Source organism: Micromonospora sp. NPDC023633, from assembly GCF_040640035.1.
Classification (GTDB): Bacteria; Actinomycetota; Actinomycetes; order Mycobacteriales; family Micromonosporaceae; genus Micromonospora.
On the sequence record NZ_JBFABB010000018.1, the window covers coordinates 47,197 to 66,846 of the forward strand.

Annotated in this window: 22 protein-coding genes; 7 read left to right on the top strand and 15 right to left on the bottom strand. The window is 70.9% G+C overall.

The genetic code is table 11. The features are described 5' to 3' along the window. Positions 1-200: 200 nt before the first annotated feature. Positions 201-1,133, top strand: coding sequence for a polysaccharide deacetylase family protein (locus AB0G13_RS08365; protein ID WP_357870752.1), 933 nt, complete (start codon positions 201-203; stop codon positions 1,131-1,133). Positions 1,134-1,193: 60 nt separating this feature from the next. Next, positions 1,194-1,493, top strand: coding sequence for a DUF1540 domain-containing protein (locus AB0G13_RS08370; protein ID WP_357870754.1), 300 nt, complete (start codon positions 1,194-1,196; stop codon positions 1,491-1,493). Positions 1,494-1,580: 87 nt separating this feature from the next. Here the strand turns inward: AB0G13_RS08370 and AB0G13_RS08375 are convergent, their stop codons facing one another. After that, positions 1,581-3,587, bottom strand: coding sequence for a protein meaA (locus tag AB0G13_RS08375; protein WP_357870757.1), 2,007 nt, complete (start codon positions 3,585-3,587; stop codon positions 1,581-1,583). 150 nt (positions 3,588-3,737) lie between these two features. On the opposite strand from AB0G13_RS08375, the gene AB0G13_RS08380 reads away from it, so the two are divergent. Together AB0G13_RS08380 and AB0G13_RS08385 are read left to right on the top strand one after the other, a co-directional pair. Beyond that, complete coding sequence (locus AB0G13_RS08380) at positions 3,738-4,586, top strand: ABC transporter ATP-binding protein (protein WP_357870760.1); 849 nt, start codon at positions 3,738-3,740, stop codon at positions 4,584-4,586. Continuing rightward, positions 4,583-5,428, top strand: a complete 846-nt coding sequence (locus tag AB0G13_RS08385; RefSeq protein WP_357870762.1) for an ABC transporter permease — start codon at positions 4,583-4,585, stop codon at positions 5,426-5,428. Before AB0G13_RS08380 ends, AB0G13_RS08385 begins: the two co-directional genes overlap by 4 nt. Before the next feature lie 43 nt (positions 5,429-5,471). Here AB0G13_RS08385 and AB0G13_RS08390 read toward each other — a convergent pair whose 3' ends face one another. Then, entirely contained in the window at positions 5,472-6,044 is a 573-nt protein-coding gene (locus AB0G13_RS08390) for a helix-turn-helix domain-containing protein (RefSeq protein WP_357870765.1), read from the bottom strand. 118 nt (positions 6,045-6,162) lie between these two features. Here AB0G13_RS08390 and AB0G13_RS08395 point away from each other — a divergent pair, with 118 nt between their 5' ends. After that, entirely contained in the window at positions 6,163-6,912 is a 750-nt protein-coding gene (locus tag AB0G13_RS08395) for a hypothetical protein (protein ID WP_357870768.1), read from the top strand. A gap of 32 nt (positions 6,913-6,944) precedes the next feature. Here AB0G13_RS08395 and AB0G13_RS08400 read toward each other — a convergent pair whose 3' ends face one another. Together AB0G13_RS08400 and murA are read right to left on the bottom strand one after the other, a co-directional pair. Continuing rightward, a complete protein-coding gene (locus AB0G13_RS08400) occupies positions 6,945-7,793 on the bottom strand; it encodes a 3-hydroxyacyl-CoA dehydrogenase family protein (RefSeq protein WP_357870771.1) in 849 nt (282 codons plus the stop codon). Between the two features lie 142 nt (positions 7,794-7,935). Continuing rightward, positions 7,936-9,378 carry a UDP-N-acetylglucosamine 1-carboxyvinyltransferase gene (gene murA, locus AB0G13_RS08405; RefSeq protein ID WP_357870774.1) on the bottom strand — a complete coding sequence of 481 codons (1,443 nt, stop codon included), beginning with the start codon at positions 9,376-9,378 and terminating at the stop codon, positions 7,936-7,938. On the opposite strand from murA, the gene AB0G13_RS08410 reads away from it, so the two are divergent. After that, positions 9,377-9,949 carry a cob(I)yrinic acid a,c-diamide adenosyltransferase gene (locus AB0G13_RS08410; protein ID WP_101412544.1) on the top strand — a complete coding sequence of 191 codons (573 nt, stop codon included), beginning with the start codon at positions 9,377-9,379 and terminating at the stop codon, positions 9,947-9,949. The two genes, murA and AB0G13_RS08410, sit on opposite strands and share 2 nt — an antisense overlap. A gap of 32 nt (positions 9,950-9,981) precedes the next feature. Further along, a complete protein-coding gene (locus AB0G13_RS08415) occupies positions 9,982-10,377 on the top strand; it encodes a VOC family protein (protein WP_357870777.1) in 396 nt (131 codons plus the stop codon). A gap of 136 nt (positions 10,378-10,513) precedes the next feature. On the opposite strand, the gene AB0G13_RS08420 is transcribed toward AB0G13_RS08415, so the two are convergent. From AB0G13_RS08420 to AB0G13_RS08470, 11 genes are all read right to left on the bottom strand, one after another. Then, on the bottom strand, positions 10,514-10,969 hold the full coding sequence (locus AB0G13_RS08420; protein ID WP_357870780.1) for a DUF2550 domain-containing protein: 456 nt from the start codon (positions 10,967-10,969) through the stop codon (positions 10,514-10,516). Positions 10,970-10,981: 12 nt separating this feature from the next. Beyond that, positions 10,982-11,266: a F0F1 ATP synthase subunit epsilon gene (locus AB0G13_RS08425; RefSeq protein ID WP_357870782.1), complete on the bottom strand. Its 285-nt coding sequence runs from the start codon at positions 11,264-11,266 to the stop codon at positions 10,982-10,984. Between the two features lie 89 nt (positions 11,267-11,355). Next, entirely contained in the window at positions 11,356-12,498 is a 1,143-nt protein-coding gene (locus AB0G13_RS08430) for an LCP family protein (protein WP_357870785.1), read from the bottom strand. Between the two features lie 212 nt (positions 12,499-12,710). Continuing rightward, positions 12,711-14,147, bottom strand: a complete 1,437-nt coding sequence (gene atpD, locus AB0G13_RS08435) for a F0F1 ATP synthase subunit beta (protein WP_088998665.1) — start codon at positions 14,145-14,147, stop codon at positions 12,711-12,713. After that, on the bottom strand, positions 14,147-15,076 hold the full coding sequence (locus tag AB0G13_RS08440) for a F0F1 ATP synthase subunit gamma (RefSeq protein WP_357870787.1): 930 nt from the start codon (positions 15,074-15,076) through the stop codon (positions 14,147-14,149). Before AB0G13_RS08440 ends, atpD begins: the two co-directional genes overlap by 1 nt. Positions 15,077-15,086: 10 nt before the next feature. Next, entirely contained in the window at positions 15,087-16,742 is a 1,656-nt protein-coding gene (atpA, locus tag AB0G13_RS08445) for a F0F1 ATP synthase subunit alpha (protein ID WP_357870790.1), read from the bottom strand. A 93-nt stretch (positions 16,743-16,835) separates the two neighbouring features. Next, the gene (locus AB0G13_RS08450) at positions 16,836-17,657 is read right to left on the bottom strand and encodes a F0F1 ATP synthase subunit delta (RefSeq protein ID WP_357870793.1); all 822 of its coding nucleotides are present in this window, start codon (positions 17,655-17,657) and stop codon (positions 16,836-16,838) included. Further along, positions 17,657-18,187 (bottom strand): F0F1 ATP synthase subunit B, encoded by a 531-nt coding sequence (locus tag AB0G13_RS08455; RefSeq protein ID WP_121399593.1) that lies wholly within the window; start codon positions 18,185-18,187, stop codon positions 17,657-17,659. The genes AB0G13_RS08450 and AB0G13_RS08455 overlap by 1 nt, the downstream gene beginning before the upstream one ends. Positions 18,188-18,218: 31 nt before the next feature. Continuing rightward, positions 18,219-18,446 (bottom strand): ATP synthase F0 subunit C, encoded by a 228-nt coding sequence (gene atpE, locus AB0G13_RS08460; protein ID WP_121399594.1) that lies wholly within the window; start codon positions 18,444-18,446, stop codon positions 18,219-18,221. Positions 18,447-18,539: 93 nt separating this feature from the next. Further along, positions 18,540-19,361 carry a F0F1 ATP synthase subunit A gene (atpB, locus tag AB0G13_RS08465; RefSeq protein ID WP_357870797.1) on the bottom strand — a complete coding sequence of 274 codons (822 nt, stop codon included), beginning with the start codon at positions 19,359-19,361 and terminating at the stop codon, positions 18,540-18,542. Then, complete coding sequence (locus AB0G13_RS08470) at positions 19,362-19,583, bottom strand: hypothetical protein (protein WP_121399596.1); 222 nt, start codon at positions 19,581-19,583, stop codon at positions 19,362-19,364. Positions 19,584-19,650: the final 67 nt, after the last annotated feature.

The following is a 19,650-nucleotide window of genomic DNA, read 5'->3' on the forward strand; positions in this document are numbered from 1 at the left end:
ATGATCGGTTGACGCTCCGCCGGGCTCCTCGCTGCCCTGCGCCCGGGCCGACGTCAACGGATCATGGGACGCGCTCGTGAACCCTCGCCCACCATGACCGCACACCCACGCAACCGAGCCGACGCCAACCGACCACCACGACGACCGTGCAACCCACCAGCGGGCACACCGAAACCGCCAGGCGCTGACATCATCTCCCGGTGCACGTGAAGATCCCCCGCATTCCGCTCGTCGCGACCCTCACCGCCGTGGTCGCCGCCGCGGCCCTCCTCGCCGCCCCGACCCCGCCGCGCACGCCGGCCAACGCCGGCATCGTCCGCATCGCGGAAGCGGGCCGGGCCCCGCAGACCCCGACAGCACCGGAGGACTCGGCGCCGGCGTCGACCGCCCCGGAGGCGACGGAGGCGACGGCCCCCGCCGCGCCCCCGGCGACGGTCCCCGGCGCGACCCCGCCCGGGACCAGGCCACCCGTGGTCGACCACGGTCCGCGTACGGGGAACAAGGTGGCGCTCACCTTCGACGCCGACATGACGGACGCGATGCGGTACCAACTGCGCAGCGGCGCGGTGCGGTCGTACGCGAACCTGAAGATCATCGACCTACTGGAACGGGAGCGGGTCCCGGCCACCTTCTTCCTCACCGGCAAGTGGGTGGAGCAGTATCCGGACGTGACCCGCCGACTCGCCGGGAACCCGCGCTTCGAGCTGGCCAACCACACGTACGGGCACCTGGCCTTCACCCCGGACTGCTACGGCCTGCCCCGCATCGCGGAACAGCAGATGACCTCCGACGTGGCCCGGACGTTCGACGTGGTGGCCCCGTACGGGGGGCGGCAGACCCGGTACTTCCGCTTTCCGGGGTTGTGCCACGACCGCAAGGCCCTGGCCGCGCTGGCCCCGCTGGGGGTGACCGTGGTGGACGGCGACGTGGTCAGCGGCGACCCGTTCGCGAAGTCCTGGCGGCCGGTGGTCCGCGCCTCGCTGGCGGGGGTGCGTCCCGGCTCGGTGATCGTCCTGCACGTGACGGAGGCGAACGCGCCGATGACGGACGAGGCGCTGCCGCACATCCTCGCCGGGCTGGCCGAGCGCGGCCTTGAGCCGGCCCCGCTCTCGGAGGTGCTTGGGCTGGACTGAACCCGCCTCGGGGATAGTCACAAAAGCCTAAAATTGGGCAAGACTCTAGAGGAGGTCCCCATGACCGCAGCAGTGGAGATGCCCCGCGTCGAGGAGTGTGTGGTCGCGGCCTGCTCGTACAACGACACCGGCGACTGCCACGCCTTCGCCATCACCATCGGCAGCCCGGACCACGCGCACTGCCACACCTTCGTCGAGATGCCGGCGATCCGTGGCGGGGTGGACGGCATGACCGCGCAGGTCGGCGCCTGCCAGCGCGCGGACTGCCGGCACAACGAGCAGCTGGAGTGCCACGCGCCGGGGATCAGGGTCGGCCCGGACAACGACATGGCCGACTGCATGACCTACGACGAGCGCTGACGGCGCCCGGGGCGCGCCGACGCCGGAGCGCCCCGACCGAGGTCGGAACCGAGAGGAAGGGCCCCTCGTCGACGAGGGTCCGTCCTCTCATCGCAGGCCGTTGGCCTCCCGGACCACGGTGACCAGCTCGTCGATGATCCCGGTCAGGGCGAAGTCCTTCGGCGTGAAGACCCGGGCCACCCCGGCGGCGCGCAGCTGCTCGGCGTCGCCTGCGGGGATGATCCCGCCGACCACCACCGGCAGGTCCGCCCGGCCGGCGGCGCGCAGGCCGGCCAGCACCGCCGGCACCGCGGCCAGGTGGGAGCCGGAGAGCACCGAGAGGCCGACCAGGTCCACGTCCTCCTCCACGGCGGCGGCGACGATCTGCCCGGCGGTCAGCCGGATGCCCTGGTAGACCACCTCGAAGCCGGCGTCACGGGCGCGTACCGCGATCTGCTCCGCGCCGTTGGAGTGCCCGTCGAGGCCGGGCTTGCCGACGAGCAGCCGCAGCCGGCCGCTGCCCAGCTCGCGGGCGGTGACGGCGACCCGCTTCCGGACTGCGGCCAGGGTGGCGTCGCCCCCGGCCCCGGCGGCGCCGGCCAGGCCGGTGGGCGCGCGGTACTCGCCGAAGACCTGGCGCAGCGCGCCGGCCCACTCGCCGGTGGTCACCCCGGCCCGCACGCACTCCAGCGTCGCCGGCATCAGGTTCGTCGTGGTCGCGGCGTCCGCGCGCAGCCGGGCCAGCGCCGCGTCGACCGCCGCGTCGTCCCGACCGGCCCGCCAGCGCCGTACGGAGGCCGTGGCCGCCGCCTCGACGGCCGGGTCGACCTGCTCGACGGACTCGGCGCCGGCGGCCGTCAGTGGCGACGGCTCGGTCTCGGTGAACCGGTTGACGCCGACCACCACGTCGGCGCCGGACTCCATCCGGCGGCGCCGCTCGGCCAGCGAGGCGACCAGCGCACTCTTGAGGTAGCCGGTCTCCACGGCGGCGACCACGCCGCCCATCTCCAGCACCTTCCCCAGCTCGACCCGGGCCCCGGTGACGATCTCGTCGACCAGCGCGGTCATCACGTGCGAGCCGGAGAAGAGGTCCGGGTACTCCAGCAGGTCCGACTCGTACGCGAGCACCTGCTGCATCCGCAGCGACCACTGCTGGTCCCACGGCCGGGGCAGGCCGAGCGCCTCGTTCCAGGCGGGCAGCTGGACGGCGCGGGCCCGGGCGTCCCGGGACAGGGTCACGCCGAGCATCTCCAGCACGATGCGCTGGATGTTGTTCTCCGGCTGCGCCTCCGTCAGGCCCAGCGAGTTGACCTGCACGCCGTAGCGGAACCGCCGCTGCTTCGGGTCCTCCACCCCGTAGCGCTCGCGGGTGATCTCGTCCCAGAGCGCGCCGAAGGCCCGCATCTTGGCGATCTCCTCGACGAAGCGCACCCCGGCGTTGACGAAGAAGGAGATCCGCTGCACGACGTCGCCCATCCGCTCGGCGGGCACCTGCCCCGAGTCACGGACCGCGTCGAGCACCGCGACGGCGGTGGAGAGCGCGAAGCCGACCTCCTGCACCGGGGTCGCGCCGGCCTCCTGGAGGTGGTACGAGCAGATGTTCACCGGGTTCCAGCGCGGCATCTCGCGCAGCGCGTACGCGACGACGTCGGCGGTCAGCCGCAGCGACGCCGCCGGCGGGAAGATGTGGGTGCCCCGGGAGAGGTACTCCTTGATGATGTCGTTCTGCGTGGTGCCGGCGCAGCGGGACAGCTGCGCGCCCTGCTCCTCGCCGACCGTGCCGTAGAGGGCGAGCAGCCACATCGCCGGCGCGTTGATGGTCATGGACGTGTTCATGTCGCCCAGCGGGATGCCGTCGAAGAGGGCCCGCATGTCGCCGAGGTGCGCCACCGGGACACCCACCCGGCCCACCTCGCCGGCGGCGAGTTCGTGGTCGGGGTCGTAGCCGGTCTGCGTCGGCAGATCGAAGGCGACCGAGAGCCCGGTCTGCCCCTTCGCCAGGTTGCGGCGGAAGAGCGCGTTCGTCGCGGCGGCCGAGCTGTGCCCGGCGTACGTGCGCATCACCCAGGGGCGGTCGCGCTCGGGCAGCCGGCCGGGGAGAGCCTTCTCGTCCATGGCGGGAGTCTAAGTTACCGTTCAGTCACCAGAGCTGTGGAAAACCACACAGATCCATGGAGCGGAAACCCGGGTGCGAAGCACCCGACATGGGCGCGACCACCACACCCCGGCCGGCCCACCGCGGCGGCCAGGTCGCACACTTGACGCATGCATGACGAGCTGGCGATCTCCGTCCGGGGGCTGCGCAAGGCGTACGGCGACAACGTCGCCGTGGCGGGCGTGGACCTCGACGTCCACCGCGGCGAGGTCTTCGCCCTCCTCGGCCCCAACGGCGCCGGCAAGACCACCACCGTGGAGATCCTGGAGGGCTACCGGCGGCGCGACGCCGGCGACGTCGACGTCCTCGGCAGCGACCCGGCAAGGCCGGCCGCCGACTGGCGGTCGCGGGTGGGCATCGTGCTCCAGGGCACCGGCGAGTTCGACGAGCTGACGGTCGCCGAGGTGGTGCGCCACTTCTCCGGTTTCTACGCCGACGCGGACGACCCCGACAAGGTCATCGAGCGGGTCGGGCTGGCCGGCAAGGCGAAGGCCCGCACGCACACCCTCTCCGGCGGGCAGAAGCGCCGGCTCGACGTGGCGCTCGGCATCATCGGCCGCCCCGAGCTGCTCTTCCTGGACGAGCCGACCACCGGCTTCGACCCGGAGGCGCGCCGGGAGTTCTGGGAGCTGATCCGGGACCTGGCCGCCGCCGGCACCACCATCGTGCTCACCACCCACTACCTCGACGAGGCCGAGTCCCTCGCCGACCGGGTCGGCGTGATCGCGGGCGGCCGGGTCATCGAGGTGGCCCCGCCCGACCGGCTGGGCAACCGGCGGGAGGCCCTCGCGACAATCTCCTGGCGTACGCCGGAGGGGTCGCTGGAGACGGCGCAGAGCGCAACGCCGACGGCGCTGGTGGCCGAGCTGGCCGCGCGCTTCGGCGGCGAGGTCCCGGGCCTGACGGTGACCCGGCCGACCCTGGAGGACATCTACCTGACGATGATCGGACACCGATGACCACCACGACGAGGCCGGCCGCGCCGGCCACCACGGCTCCGGCCCGGCGGCCCGGTCCGGTCGCCCTCGGCCTGCGCCAGAGCCGGCTGGAGATCACCCAGTTCCTGCGCAGCCGGGAGTCCGTCGTCTTCACGATGGGCTTCCCGGTGATCATGATCCTGATCTTCGCGGCGATCTTCAGCGACGAGATCGCGCCCGGCGTCAAGTACACCCAGTACTTCATCACCGGCATGATCGCCACCGGCCTGATGACGGTCAGCTTCCAGAACCTCGGCATCTGGATCCCGATCGAGCGGGACCGCGGCGTGCTCAAGCGCTACCGGGGCACGCCGATGCCGAAGTGGGTCTGGTTCGCCGGCAAGGTGATCATGGTGGTGGTTATCGGCATCGCCGAGACCGCGCTGCTGCTCGCCGTCTCGGTCGCGCTGTTCGACCTGGAGCTGCCCGGCACCGCCGCCAGGTGGCTGACCTTCGGCTGGGTGTCGGTGCTCGGCGTCACCGCCTGCACGCTCTGCGGCATCGCCATCTCGTCGCTGGCCCGCACCGCCCGCAGCGGCTCGGCGGTGGTCACCCCGGTCGCGCTGGTGCTCCAGTTCATCTCCGGGGTGTTCTTCGTCTTCACCGAGCTGCCCGCGTGGATGCAGCAGGTGGCGGCGCTCTTCCCGCTGAAGTGGATGTGCCAGGGCCTGCGCTCGGTCTTCCTGCCGGAGAGCTTCGGCGCCCGTGAGCCGGGCGGCTCGTTCGAGCTGGACCGGGTCGCCCTGGTGCTCCTCGCGTGGTGCGTGATCGGCCTGGTGCTCTGCCTGACCACGTTCCGCTGGACGACCAAGCGCGACGGCTGACCCGGACGGGCGGTCCGCACCGCCGGCGGCCGGGCGACCTCGCTCACCGGCCGGCGGCGAGCGCGTCGCCGAGCGGCGTACGCCAGTAGAGCACCTCGCGCCCGGACCGCCGCTTGCCGACGGCGCCCGCGTCCAGCAGCACCCGCAGGTGGTCGCTCACCGTCCCGAGGGACAGCCCGGTCACCGCCACGAGCTGCGAGGTGCTCAGCGGCGTGTCCAGCCTGGCCAGGATGTTGGCCCGGTTCGCGCCGATCAGCCGGGCGAGCCCGTCGGGTGCCGGTGAGGTGGGATCGACCAGGATCCCGCGCACCGGATACACGATCCCGAACCGGGTCGGCTTGTCCCAGACCACCCAGCCGCGACGGCAGTGCGCCGGGAGGAAGACCAGCCGCTCGGCCTCGTCCAGCGACAGCGGCGGCTCCGGGTAGTCGTTGACCTGGAGACGGCCGTCGCCCAGCCAGCGCACGTTGCGGTTGAGGTCGGCGAACACCCCGGCCACCACCGGCCGACCAACCAGCATCCGCCGGAACGCCTCGACGTGCCGGCCTCGCCAGGCCCGCTGCCACGGGGTACGCGGGTCGTGCAGCGCGCGCAGCGCGGCGATCGTGTCGACCATCGGCGAGACCGTGAATCGGCTCCGCGCGAGGAGGTCCGACGGCACCTGCCAGACGCCCACGTTTCGCCTCCAGACGTAACTCTACGAGATCCACCCGGCGCCCCGAACGATGTGCCCCGTGAGAACGTACGCAGATCTGTTCGCGGTCCGGGAGTTCCGCAACCTGTTCCTGGCCAACTGCGCGGGCATCGCGGCGCACACGACCTCGGCGCTGGCGCTGGGCGCGCTGACCTACGCGTCGAGCGGCTCGGCGCTGCTCACCGCGCTGAGCATGTTCGGCGCACCGCTCGCCGGTGTGCTCGGCAGCCTGACGTTGCTGTCGGCCGCAGACAGCGTGCCGCCCCGCCGGGCGCTGACCCTCGCCGCCGTGCTGGTCGCCGCCGGAGCGGCGCTGCAGGCCGTGCCCGGCCTGCCGCTCTGGGCCCGGTTCGCGGTCATCTTCGCCGGCGCGTACGTCGGCTCGATCACCGCCGGCGCCCGGTGGGCACTGCTCACCGACATCCTGCCGGCCGACGCCTACGTGCTGGGCCGGTCCACCATGAACACGAGCGTCGGGGCGATGCAGATCGCCGGGTTCGGGCTGGTCGTCGCGATCGTCGCCTCGGCGGGTTTCGCCGCCGGGCTGCCGCTGCAGGAGCGGCTGATCGTCCACTCGCCCGCCGAGATCCGGGGCCAGGTGCTCGGCCTGCACCACAACGGGATGCTGACCACGCAGGCGCTGTGTGCCGTGCTCGCCGGCACGGTCGCGGACCTGGTCCCGGCGAGCTGGGCCGTCGCGCTGCTCGCCGCGGCGTCGTTGGCGGCCACGCTCGTGCTCACCGCCGGGCTGAGGCGGACCGCCCCCGCGCCGGCGGAGGCGGTCCGTTGAGCGGCCGGGACGTCGCGCCCCCGGCCGCCCCGTCAGTACGTGTAGAAGCCCTTGCCGCTCTTGCGGCCCAGGTCGCCCGCGGTGACCATGCGCTGGAGCAGCTCCGGCGGGAAGAACTTCTCGTCCGCCGTGTCGGTGTAGATGTTCTTCGAGGCGTGCAGCAGCACGTCCACGCCGGTCAGGTCCGTGGTGGCCAGCGGGCCCATGGCGTGACCGAAGCCGAGCCGGCAGGCGGTGTCCAGGTCCTCGGCCGACACCACGCCCGACTCGACGAGCTTGACCGCCTCGACGACCAGGGCCGCGATCAGCCGGGTGGTGACGAAGCCCGCGATGTCCCGGTTGACCACCACGACGGTCTTGCCGATCTCCTCGGCGAACGACTTCGCCGTGGCCAGGGTCTCGTCGCTGGTCTTGTAGCCGCGCACCAGCTCGCAGAGCTTCATCATCGGCACCGGCGAGAAGAAGTGGGTGCCGACGACCGCCTCCGGCCGCTCCGTCACCGCGGCGATCTGCGTCACCGGGATGGCCGAGGTGTTGGTCGCGAGCACCGCGTCGGCCTTGCAGATCTTGTCCAGCGCGCGGAAGACCTCGTGCTTGATCTCCAGCCGCTCGAAGACCGCCTCGACCACGATGTCCGCGTCGGCCGCCGCCTCCAGGTCGGTGGTCGGGGTGATCCGACCCAGCGTGGCCTCGACCTCGGACGCCTCGATCTTGCCCTTCTCGGCGAACCTGGTCAGCGACTTCCGGATGCCGTCCATGCCCCGCCCGGTGGCCGCGTCGTCCAGGTCCCGCAGCGTCACCTGCCAGCCCGCCTGCGCCGCCACCTGGGCGATGCCCGAGCCCATCAGCCCGGCCCCGACGACCGCGAGTCGACCCGCCATCTGCTTCTCCCTCGCCTGAATGAGTGTCTGTCAGCACCCTAGTCGGCGAGCCTGAACGGATGCTAAGGCGTCTGGCCGAAGGCGACGGCCCTGGCGGGGTCCCTGAGCCTCGGGGGCGAGGTGCCGGTCGGGCGCGACGGGCTCAGATGGTCAGGTCCGGTTCCTCCGGCGCGGTGCCCCGCTCCACCTCGACCCCGAGCGCGCGCAGGTCGGCCGCGAAGTCCGGGTAGCCCCGGTCCACGTGGTGCACGTGGGAGACCTCGGTGACCCCCTCGGCGCAGAGCCCGGCGATGATCAGTCCGGCCCCGGCCCGGATGTCGGTGGCGCGCACGGGCGCGCCGGAGAGCCGGTCCCGGCCCCGGACCACCGCGTGGTGGCCGTCGGTCTTGATGTCCGCGCCCAGCCGCATCATCTCGTTGGCGAACATGAACCGGCCGTCGAAGATGTTCTCGGTGATCAGGGAGGCGCCGTCGCTGACCGCGGCGAGCCCGATCGCCATCGGCAGCAGGTCGGTGGCGAAGCCCGGGTACGGCAGCGTGACGACGTCCACCGCCTTCGGCCGGTCGTCCATCCGGATCCGGAACGCGTCGCCCCGGGTCTCCACCAGGCCCCCGGCGGAGACCAGCTTGTCGAGCGCGACCTCCAGGAACGTCGGCTCCACCCCGGTGACGGTGACGTCCCCCCGGGTCATCGCCGCGCCGAACGCCCAGGTGCCGGCCACGATCCGGTCCCCCACCGTGGCGTGCCGCACCGGCCGCAGCCCGGGCACCCCCTCGATGTGCAGGGTGGAGGTGCCGGCGCCGGAGATCCGGGCACCCATCTGGTTCAGCATGGTGCAGATGTCGACGATCTCCGGTTCCCGGGCGGCGTTGTCGATGATGCTCGGCCCCCGCGCCAGCACCGCCGCCATGACCAGATTCTCCGTCGCCCCGACGCTGGGGAAGTCGAGCACGATCTCCGCGCCGTGCAGGCCGTGCGGGGCCGACGCGATCACGAAGCCGTGTTCGCCGGAGATCTCGGCACCCATCCGGGTCAGCCCGGAGACGTGCATGTCCAGGCCCCGCGAGCCGATGGCGTCCCCGCCCGGGTGGGCCACCCGCACGTACCCCCGGCGGGCCAGCAGCGGGCCCAGCACGCAGATCGAGGCGCGCAGCCGGCGTACGAGGTCGTAGTCCGCCTCGGCGCCGGGCCGCTCGGGCACGTCGATGACGACCGACCGGGACCGGGCCACCCCGCCGTACGTGACCATCGGGTCGACCGGGTCGTCGGCGTCGAAGTGGACGCCGCAGCCGAGCCGGCGGAGCACCTCGCCCATGATCGCGATGTCGGTGATCCGCGGCACGTTCGTGATCACGCTGCGGCCCGGGGCGAGCAGCGCGGCGGCCATCAGCTTCAACGCCGAGTTCTTCGCGCCGACGACGTGCACCGTGCCGGCCAGGCGCGCGTCACCGCGCACCCGGATGACGTCGAGGTCGTGGACCGCCGGGTCACCGGCGTCGCCGGGACCCACCCCCGCCGCGCGGACGGCGGTGCCGCCCGGACGCTCCGGGATCGTCAGGTCCGGTATCCGTAGGCTGTGCGTCATGGCCGTCCACCTCACGCGCATCTACACCAAGGCCGGCGACGCCGGCATGACCAGGCTGAGCAACAACGAGCAGGTGCCGAAGACCGATCCGCGCATCTCCGCGTACGCGGACGTCGACGAGTGCAACGCCGCGATCGGCGTGGCGCTCGCCCTGGGGCAGCTCGACGACGAGCTGCGGGCCGTCCTGGCGTCGATCCAGAACGACATGTTCGACGTGGGCGCCGACCTGGCCACCCCGGTCGAACCCGATCCGAAGTACCCGCCGCTGCGGGTCACCGAGGCGTACGTCGAGCGTCTGGAGGGCTGGTGCGACGAGTACAACGCACGCCTGAGCAAGCTCGACTCCTTCATCCTCCCCGGCGGCACCGCGGGTGCGGCGCTGCTGCACGTGGCGCGGACGGTCGCCCGACGCGCCGAGCGGGCGGCGTGGGCCCTGGTCGCGCACGACCCCGATCGGACCAGCTCGCTCCCGGCAAAGTATCTCAACCGGCTCTCTGATCTGCTCTTTATCCTGTCAAGAACGGCAAATCCGGACGGAGATGTGCTATGGGTGCCCGGCGGTAACCGTTGACCACGCGGCCCTCGTGCCCGCCGGATACCCCGGTGGGCACGCTGCACCACGTCGAGGTCTGGGTGCCCGATCTGAGCGCCGCCACACGTGCCTGGGGCTGGCTGCTCGGCGAGCTGGGCTGGACGCCGTTCCAGGAGTGGCCTGCCGGCCGCTCCTGGCGGCTCGGCCCGACGTACCTGGTGTTGGAGCAGTCGCCGGCGCTGCGCGGTCGGCGGCACGACCGGTTGGCTCCCGGCCTCAACCACCTGGCCTTCCACGCAGGCCCGCCGACGGCCGTGGACCGACTGGTCGAAGCCGCGCCGGCACACGGCTGGTCACTGCTCTTCCCCGACCGCCATCCGCACGCCGGCGGCCCCGACACGTACGCCGCCTACCTCACCGACCACCAGGGGTACGAAGTTGAACTGGTCGCCTCCCCGAACCGGTAACGGTGCAAGCTCGAACCCCGCCCGTCCGACGAACCGCAACACGGAGAGGGTTTCCGCCGGGCCCGCTCGCGGAGGGATCAAGCCTGACCGCCCGGAGCGAGTGGGCCCCGGCGGAAACCCCGACGGCGAGGCATGGTCAGGCGGCGGGCCAGTCCTGGGAGGCCATACGCGGCGAGACCGCCCCCGGAGGGGCGGCCTCGAGCCAGGAGAGGAATCCGGTGACGGTGGACCGGGCCATGGCGATCTCCACCGGGGCGTGGTCACTCGTACAGCGGAGGATGACCCAGTCGGCGGGCATCGAGAGGCGCTCCTGCCCCTCGGGGAGCCGCCGTCGCTCGACGGCCAGCGCCTTGCGGGAGAGCACCCGGGTGGGTCGGATGGCGAAGCTGAACAGCCGGTACCAGCGGAGTTCGTCGCCGACGAAGCGGCCGAAGCCGGGAGACCAGCCGCGGCCGTCGAGCATCGTGGAGGTCCGGACGCCGAGCCGGATGATGCCCCCGCTACGGGTGACGACGGCCCGCCGGGCGAAGAGGATCAGGAGTGCGCCGAGGATGACGGCGACGCCGATTCCGATCCCTTCGACGATCTCCATCGGCGTTTCGGCTCAGCGGCTCTGCGCGGCGGAGATCGGGGTGGCGCTCTCGGCCAGGACGGTGACGCCCTCGCCGGTCACCGACAGGAAGCCACCGGCCACCTCGTAGGAGACCTGCTCGCCGCCGGGAAGCTTGATGCGCACCTGGCCGGGCTCGGCAAGCTGGCCGAGCAGGGGCGCGTGCCCCGCCAGCACACCCAGCTCGCCCTCAGTCGTGCGGGCGACGACCATCTCGGCCTCGCCGGACCAGACCTTCTCCTCGACGGCTACGAGCTCGACGTGAAGCTGCTTTGCCACGCTGTCTCCTTGCTGCGGCGGCGGATTGTCGAAAGTCTAGTCGTGCCGCCGACCTGCCCCCAACGCGGGTGGCGAGACCTGCGCCACGGCTACTTCGTCTTGTTCTGGAAGTCGGGGTGCTCCACCAGGAACGCGTCCAGCTGCCCCTTCTGCAGGGCGGCGAAGAAGTCGTCCACGGCAGGCTGGAACCGCTCGCCCCGGTACGCCCCGTTCTCGGTGACCGAGCCGCCCGGCAGCTTGATCATCTGGATCGTCTCCGGCCGGATGTTCTTGAGCGCCAGGCCGAAGTCGATCACGCTGTTGCCCCGGCCGCTGAAGATCAGCGACTGCCCGGCCGCCCGCAGCACCCGGTCCAGCTTGACCGGGTTGGTCACCACGTCGGCGCTGAGCGCCTGGCCGGCCATCGCCTTGACGAACTGCTGCTGGTGCCGCTGCCGTCCGTAGTCGCCGTCGGGCACGCCGTTCTCCGGGTAGCGCTGGCGAACGTAGTCGAGCGCCTGCCAGCCGTTGAGGTGCTGGTTGCCCTTCTTGTAGACCGCCTGCGGGCCGACGTAGCCCTCGCCGTTCGGGTTGCCCTTGCGGTGCTTGCCGTCCGGCTCGCGGTGCTCGGAGCGCACCTCGCGCTCGATGTACATGTCGACGCCGCCCATCGCGTCGACGATCTTCTTGAAGCCGTTGAAGTTGATGATCGCGCCGGCGTCGAAGCGCGTGATGCCGGTGACGTTCTGCACCGTCGTGGCCAGCAGCTCGAAGCCGCGGGCCGCGTCCGGGTTGCCGCCGGGCACCCGGCTGCCGTACGACATCGCCGCGTTGAGCTTGTCGGTGCCGCCATTGAACTCCGCCCGGCTGAACTCGGGGATCTCCACGATGAGGTCGCGCGGCATCGAGAAGAGGTAGGCCCGGTCCATCTCCGCCGGCACGTGCAGCACCATGACGGAGTCGGCCAGCGGCGGCATCTCGGGGTTGCGCGGGTCGATGCCCACCAGCAGGATGTTGAGCGGGCCCTTGATGTCGCTCCTACGCTCCTTCGCCCCGGCGGCCTGGTCGCCGAAGAGGTCGGCCTTGCCGACGGCGCCCTCGTAGCGGGCCATCAGCGCCTCGGCGCCGACCAGCACCGCGCCGCTGAGCAGCATCAGGACGGCACCGAACACGGTGCAGACCCGGGCCCAGCGCGGCACCCCCGACCACCTGGACGGCTTCCCGCCGCCCTTGTCGGCCTTACCCACGATCATCTCCGTTCGTCACGCCCACGATCAGGAGACGGGCGCATGCAGCCGATTCGTTGCAGATCGACGCCCACGCGGTGCGTGGGCGGATCGACGGTACCTCGCGTGGGACATGATCGCCGAGCGGGCGGAACCGGGCAGTGGCGATCCCACGGCCTGAAGACGGACGAAAGGCCGCCCCGGCGTTGCCGGGACGGCCTTCGTTCAGGACCGACAGGTCAGCCCTTCATCAGCTCCGCTGCCTTGCGCTCCAGGTCCTCCAGGCCACCGCACATGAAGAAGGCCTGCTCGGGGAAGTGGTCGTACTCGCCCTCGCTGATCTTCTTGAAGGCCTCGATGGTCTCCTGGATCGGGACCGTCGAGCCCGGCACGCCGGTGAACTGCTCCGCCGCGTAGGTGTTCTGCGACAGGAAGCGCTCGATCCGCCGTGCGCGCTGCACGGTGATCTTGTCTTCCTCGGAGAGCTCCTCGATACCGAGGATGGCGATGATGTCCTGCAGGTCCTTGTACTTCTGCAGGATCCGCTTCACCTCGGTCGCCACCGCGAAGTGCTCGGCGCCGACGAACTCCGGTGCGAGGATCCGGGACGAGGACGCCAGCGGGTCCACGGCCGGGTAGATGCCCTTGTCGGAGATCGACCGCTCCAGGTTGGTGGTCGCGTCGAGGTGGGCGAACGTGGTGGCCGGGGCGGGGTCGGTGTAGTCGTCCGCCGGCACGTAGATCGCCTGCATCGAGGTGATGGCCTGGCCCCGGACGGAGGTGATCCGCTCCTGGAGCTCGCCCATCTCGTCGGCCAGGGTCGGCTGGTAGCCCACCGCGCTCGGCATCCGGCCGAGCAGGGTGGAGACCTCCGAACCGGCCTGGGTGAAGCGGAAGATGTTGTCGATGAAGAGCAGCACCTCCTGCTTCTTGACGTCGCGGAAGTACTCCGCCATGGTCAGCGCGGAGAGGGCGACCCGCAGCCGGGTGCCCGGCGGCTCGTCCATCTGGCCGTAGACCAGCGCGGTCTTGTCGATGACGCCGGACTCGGTCATCTCGGCGATGAGGTCGTTGCCCTCGCGGGTGCGCTCACCCACGCCGGCGAAGACCGAGGTACCACCGAAGTTCCGGGCGACACGGGTGATCATCTCCTGGATGAGCACCGTCTTGCCCACGCCGGCGCCGCCGAACAGGCCGATCTTGCCGCCCTTGACGTACGGGGCGAGCAGGTCGATGACCTTGATGCCGGTCTCCAGCATCTCGGTCTTCGGCTCCAGGTCCGCGAAGGCCGGGGCCTTGCGGTGGATGCCCCAGTGGTCGTCGGGCTGGAGCGTCTCGCCCTCGGTCAGGTTGAGGCACTCGCCGATCGCGTTGAACACGTGGCCCTTGACCGTGTCGCCCACCGGAACGGTGATGGGCGAGCCGGTGTCGCGCACCTCGGTGCCGCGGACCAGGCCGTCGGTCGGCTGCATCGAGATGGCGCGGACCATGTTGTCACCCAGGTGCTGGGCGACCTCCAGGGTCAGCGTCTTCTCGCCGCCGGAGAGCGTCACGTCCACGTGCAGGGCGTTGAACAGGGCCGGCATGGCGTCGCGCGGGAACTCGGCGTCGACGACCGGGCCGATGACCCGGACCACGCGACCCGTGGCCGTCTTGGTCTCTACTGGGGCAGTCATCACACTTCACTTCCCGACGCGGCGAGCGCGTTCGCGCCGCCGACGATCTCGCTGATCTCCTGGGTGATCCCGGCCTGGCGGGCCGAGTTCATCTCACGCGTGTACTTCTCGATCATCTCTTCGGCGTTGTCGGTGGCGCTCTTCATCGCCCGCCGACGGGCCGCCGACTCGCTGGCCGCCGACTCCAGCAACGCCGCGTAGATCCGCGTGTTGATGTACTTCGGCAGCAGCGCGTCGAGCAGCGCCTCCGCGTCCGGCTCGAACTCGTAGGACGGCAGCGCGCCCTCGGCGCGCGGCCGGTCCTCGACCTGCATCGGGCCGATGACCTTGGTGACCGGGGTCTGGGTCATCAGGGAGTGGAACTCGGTGAAGACGATGTGCAACTCGTCGATCCCGAGCACCCCGTCCGCCCCGGCGCCGCCGTCGACGTCGTCCGCACCGGCGGTGAACGCCTTGATCAGCGTCTCGCCCACGGTGCGGGCGTCGGCGAAGGTCGGCTGCTCCGAGAACCCGGTCCAGTTGGCCTCGATCGGCCGGTCACGGAACCGGAAGAACCCGACGCCCTTGCGTCCGATGACGTAGAGCACAGGCTCCTTGCCGTCGGCCCGGAGCCGGGCGATCAGCGACTCGGCCATCTTGATGGCGTTGGAGCTGTAGCCGCCGGCGAGGCCACGGTCGGAGGTGACCAGCAGGACGCCCGCCCGCCGCACCCGCGGACGCGGGGTGAGCAGCGGGTGGTCGATCCGCGCGTTGGACGCCAGCGCCGTGAGCACACCGGTGACCGCCTGGGCGTACGGCAGGGACGCCTCCACCCGGGCCTGGGCCTTGGCGATCCGGCTCGTCGCCACGAGCTCCATCGCCTTGGTGATCTTCTTCATCCCCTTCGCCGAGCGGATCCGTTGACGAAGAACGCGTACCTGGGCCGCCATGGATCAGCCCTTACTGGTTCTCGGCCGGGCGGTCGCCCGCGCCGTCCCGGTAGCGGGTCACCGTCTCGCGGTTCTCGTCACCCTCCAGCGGCGAGGCCGGGGCCTCGTTGATCCGCCGCTCGTCCTCCTTGCCGAGGAAGACCTGCTTGAAGTCGGCGATGGCGGCGTCGAGCGAGCCGATGATGTCGTCGTTCCACTGGTGGTCGGCGATGCTGGCCAGCACACCCTCGTGCTTGTGGCGCAGGTACTGGAGGAACTCCGACTCGAAGCGGCGGATCTCCCCGACCGGGATGTCGTCCAGCTTGCCCTCGGTGCCGGCCCAGACCGAGACGACCTGCTCCTGCACGGGGAACGGCGAGTAGTTCGACTGCTTGAGCAGCTCGACCAGGCGGGCGCCGCGGTCCAGCTGGGCGCGGGAGGTCTTGTCCAGGTCGGAGGCGAAGGCGGCGAACGCCTCCAGCTCGCGGAACTGGGCCAGGTTGAGCCGCAGCGAACCGGCGACCTTCTTCATCGGCTTCACCTGCGCGGCGCCACCGACCCGGGAGACCGAGGTGCCGACGTTGATGGCCGGCCGGACGCCCTGGTTGAACAGGTCGGTCTCGAGGAAGATCTGGCCGTCGGTGATGGAGATGACGTTGGTCGGGATGAAGGCCGAGATGTCGTTGGCCTTCGTCTCGATGATCGGCAGGCCGGTCATCGATCCGCCGCCCAGCTCGTCGGAGAGCTTCGCGCAGCGCTCCAGCAGGCGGGAGTGCAGGTAGAAGACGTCACCCGGGTACGCCTCACGGCCCGGCGGGCGACGCAGCAGCAGGGACACGGCGCGGTACGCCTCGGCCTGCTTGCTCAGGTCGTCGAAGACGATCAGGACGTGCTTGCCGCCGTACATCCAGTGCTGCCCGATGGACGAGCCGGTGTAGGGGGCGAGGTACTTGAAGCCGGCCGGGTCGGAGGCCGGGGAGGCGACGATGGTCGTGTACTCCATCGCGCCCGCCTCCTCCAGGACGCCCTTGATCGAGGCGATCGTGGAGGCCTTCTGGCCGATGGCGACGTAGATGCAGCGGACCTGCTTCTTCGGGTCGCCGGAGCGCCAGTTGTCCCGCTGGTTGAGGATGGTGTCCAGCGCGACGGTGGTCTTGCCGGTCTTCCGGTCGCCGATGATCAGCTGACGCTGACCGCGGCCGATCGGGGTCATGGCGTCGACCGCCTTGAGGCCGGTCTGCAGCGGCTCGTCGACGGACTGCCGAGCCATCACGTTCGGGGCCTGGAGCTCCAGCTCACGGAAGCCCTCGTTGGCGATGTCGCCGAGCCCGTCGATCGGCTGGCCGAGCGCGTTGACCACGCGGCCGAGGAAGGCGTCGCCGACCGGCACGGAGAGCACCCGGCCGGTGCGCTTGACGCGCTGGCCCTCTTCGAGCTTGGCGGAGTCACCGAGAACGACGACACCGATCTCCCGGACGTCGAGGTTCAGCGCCACACCCAGGGTGCCGTCCTCGAACTCCAGGAGCTCGTTGGTCATGGTCGAGGGAAGACCCTCGACGTGGGCGATGCCGTCGCCGGTGTCGGCGACGGTGCCGACCTCCTCGCGGGAGAGTTCGGACGAGTAGGAGGAGACGTAGCGCTCCAGGGCGCCGCGGATCTCCTCCGTCGAGATGGTCAGCTCGGCCATCCTCTGCTTCCTTAAGTATCAGGGGCCCGGGATACCTAGTACCGACCGGTCCGAATGGCGTCTATGTCACAGGCACTGGGCGGCGCTGCCGCCTCAGCGCTTCGCGAGCGCGTTGCGGCTCTCGTTGAGGCGGCGCAGGACGGTGCCGTCGTACAGGTCGGAGCCGACCCGTACGCTCACGCCACCGAGAACCGAGGGGTCCACCGTCTGCTTGACGGAAACCTCTCGACCGTATATCGCGGAGAGGCTGGCGCCCAGCCGGCGCTCCTCCTCTTCACTCAACGGGGCCGCGGCGGTCACGTACGCCACCTGCCGGTCCCGCCGCTCGGCGGCCAGCTCGACCAGCCGGCTGAGCGCACCGGAGAGGTTGCGTCCACCGAAACCGGCGAGCGCGACCCCGATGAGGTAGCCGGTGATCGGCCGCGCCTTGCCGACGAGCAACTGGTCGACCAGCGTGGCCCGCCGGTCGGCGGGGACTGCCGAGTCGGAGAGCGCGCTGGACAGCTGCGGCGAACCGGCGACGACCTGCCCGAAGCGGAACAGCTCGTCCTCGACCTCGCCCAGCTCGCCGGCGGAGTCGGCACTCGCCAGGAGCGCGTCGATGCCCAACTGCTCGGTGGCGCTGAGCAGTTCCGACGGCACCGACCAACGGCCGGCGACCAGGGAGGCGACCAGGTCCAGCGCCTCGGCGCCGACCTTGCCGCGCAGCAGCTCGCCGAGCAACCCGGCACGGTCGGCCCCGGAGCGGGCCGGGTCGGAGAGCGCGCGGCGCAGCCGCGGTTCGCGCCGCAGCAGGTCGGCGACGGAGAGGATGTCGCCGGCGGTGGTGGCCACCGCCGACGGCTCCGCGCCGCGGACGTACGCGTCGAGGTGCTCGACCGCGACCTTGTACGACTCCCGGCTGGCGGCCTGCATCAGCGGGCCCCCGCGCTCTCGAGGTTGCTCAGGAACCGGTCGACGGTGCCCTTGCGACGCGCCTCGTCGGCGAGGGACTCCCCGACGATCTTGCTGGCCAGGTCGACCGCGAGCGTGCCGACCTCCGTGCGCAGCTCGCGCACGATGGTGGCCCGCTCGGCGGCGAGCTGCTCCTTGCCGGCGGCGATGATCCGGTCGGACTCCTCCCGCGCCTTGGCGAGGATGTCCTGGCGGATGCCCTCGGCGTCGGCGCGGGCGTCGTCCCGGATCCGCGCCGCCTCGGTACGCACCTCGGCGAGCTGGGCCCGGTACTGCTCCAGCACCTGGTTCGCCTCGGCCTGGGCGGCCTCGGCCCGCTTGAGGCCACCCTCGATCGCGTCGACCCGCGCCTGGTACATCGCCTCCATGCGGGGCATGACGAACTTCAGCAGGACGAAGCAGAGCAGGGCGAAGGCGATGGTCCCGATGACCATCTCCTGCCAGATGGGCAGGATCGGGTTGTGCTCCACACCTTCTGCGGCGATGAACATGTCAGACCTCCGGGTCGGGAGAGAGCTCTCGTCAGCCCTGGACGGCGAAGGCGAGCACCAGGCCGAAGAGTGCGAGCGCCTCGACCAGGGCGAAGCCCAGGACCAGCCAGGTGCGGTTGTAGCCGGCGGACTCCGGCTGACGCGCGCTCGACTGGATGTAGGCCGCGAAGACCAGGGCGACACCGATACCGGGGCCGATGGCGGCGAGGCCGTAGCCGATGGTGTTGACGCTGCCGCCGATTTCGGCAAGAACAGTCATTGCGGGTATTCCTCCTGTTCGACGCGTGAGTTTTCACGCGTACGCGGGTCGGTACCAGAAGCTTGGTCGGGCCGGGCGGCCCGCCGAGCCCGATCAGTGCTCGTCGGCGAGCGAACTTCCGATGTAGTTCGCGCTCAGCGTGACGAAGACGTAGGCCTGCAGCACGGCGACCAGGACCTCGAAGAAGGCCATCACGATCGCCATCAGGAAGGAGAAGACCGAGGTCACCTGGATGAACAGGCTGCTCGAGTTCAGCATCACGAAGCCGCCGACGGTGAAGACCAGCAGGAGCAGGTGGCCGGCGAACAGGTTGGCGAAGAGCCGCAGGGCCAGGGTGACCGGTCGGACGATGAACGTCTGCAGGAACTCGATCGGGATCAGCAGGATGTGCATGGGCCACGGCACGCCCGGGATGATCAGGCTCATCTTGAGGTACTTGCCGAGGCCGTGCTTGCGGGCGCCGATGTAGAGGTACATCACGTAGGAGATCAGCGCGAGCACGATCGGGAAGGCGATGTGCGAGTTGGGCGAGATCTGCAACCCGGGCACGATGGCGAAGAAGTTGGTCAGCACGATGAAGCTGAACAGCACCGTGAAGTAGGGCGCGAAGCGGATGCCCGCGTTGCCCATCTGCTCGCGGGCGATGTTGTCCCGGACCAGGCCGTAGACCGACTCCGCGTACCACTGGGCCTTGCCGGGGACCAGCTTGGGCTTCCGGTAGGCGAGCATGAAGAAGATGATCAGCAACGCGACCGCGAGCCAGACCATGATCCCGAACTTGGTGACCCAGGGGCCAGCCACGTCCGGCGGGTAGAAATCTCCGACGCTGGGGGGCCAGGGAAGCCCCTCGGCGGCGACGAGCTGTCCACTCACCGTGTCATCCTCCGCACTCGACAGACCCGCGCGTGCTGGCACTCAAGCACTGAGCCTCTTCATGATCAGGTAAATCGCTCCGGCCGCGCCGAAGATCATGCCGACGGCGGCCCCGACGCCGGTGGGCAGATCGAGAAGTCGCTCCGCCAACCACCCGAGGAAGCCCCACACCACGATGCCGGCGAGGAGGTAGCCCAGAACGGCCCCTGCCACGCCTTCCGACGAGTGCTCGTCGGACCTGCGGGGATGTGGGTCTTCGGCCATGACGTGGCGAACAATATCAGCAGGGACGCGCGGGAGTGTGCGGCACCCCCCACACTGCGGACAGCGT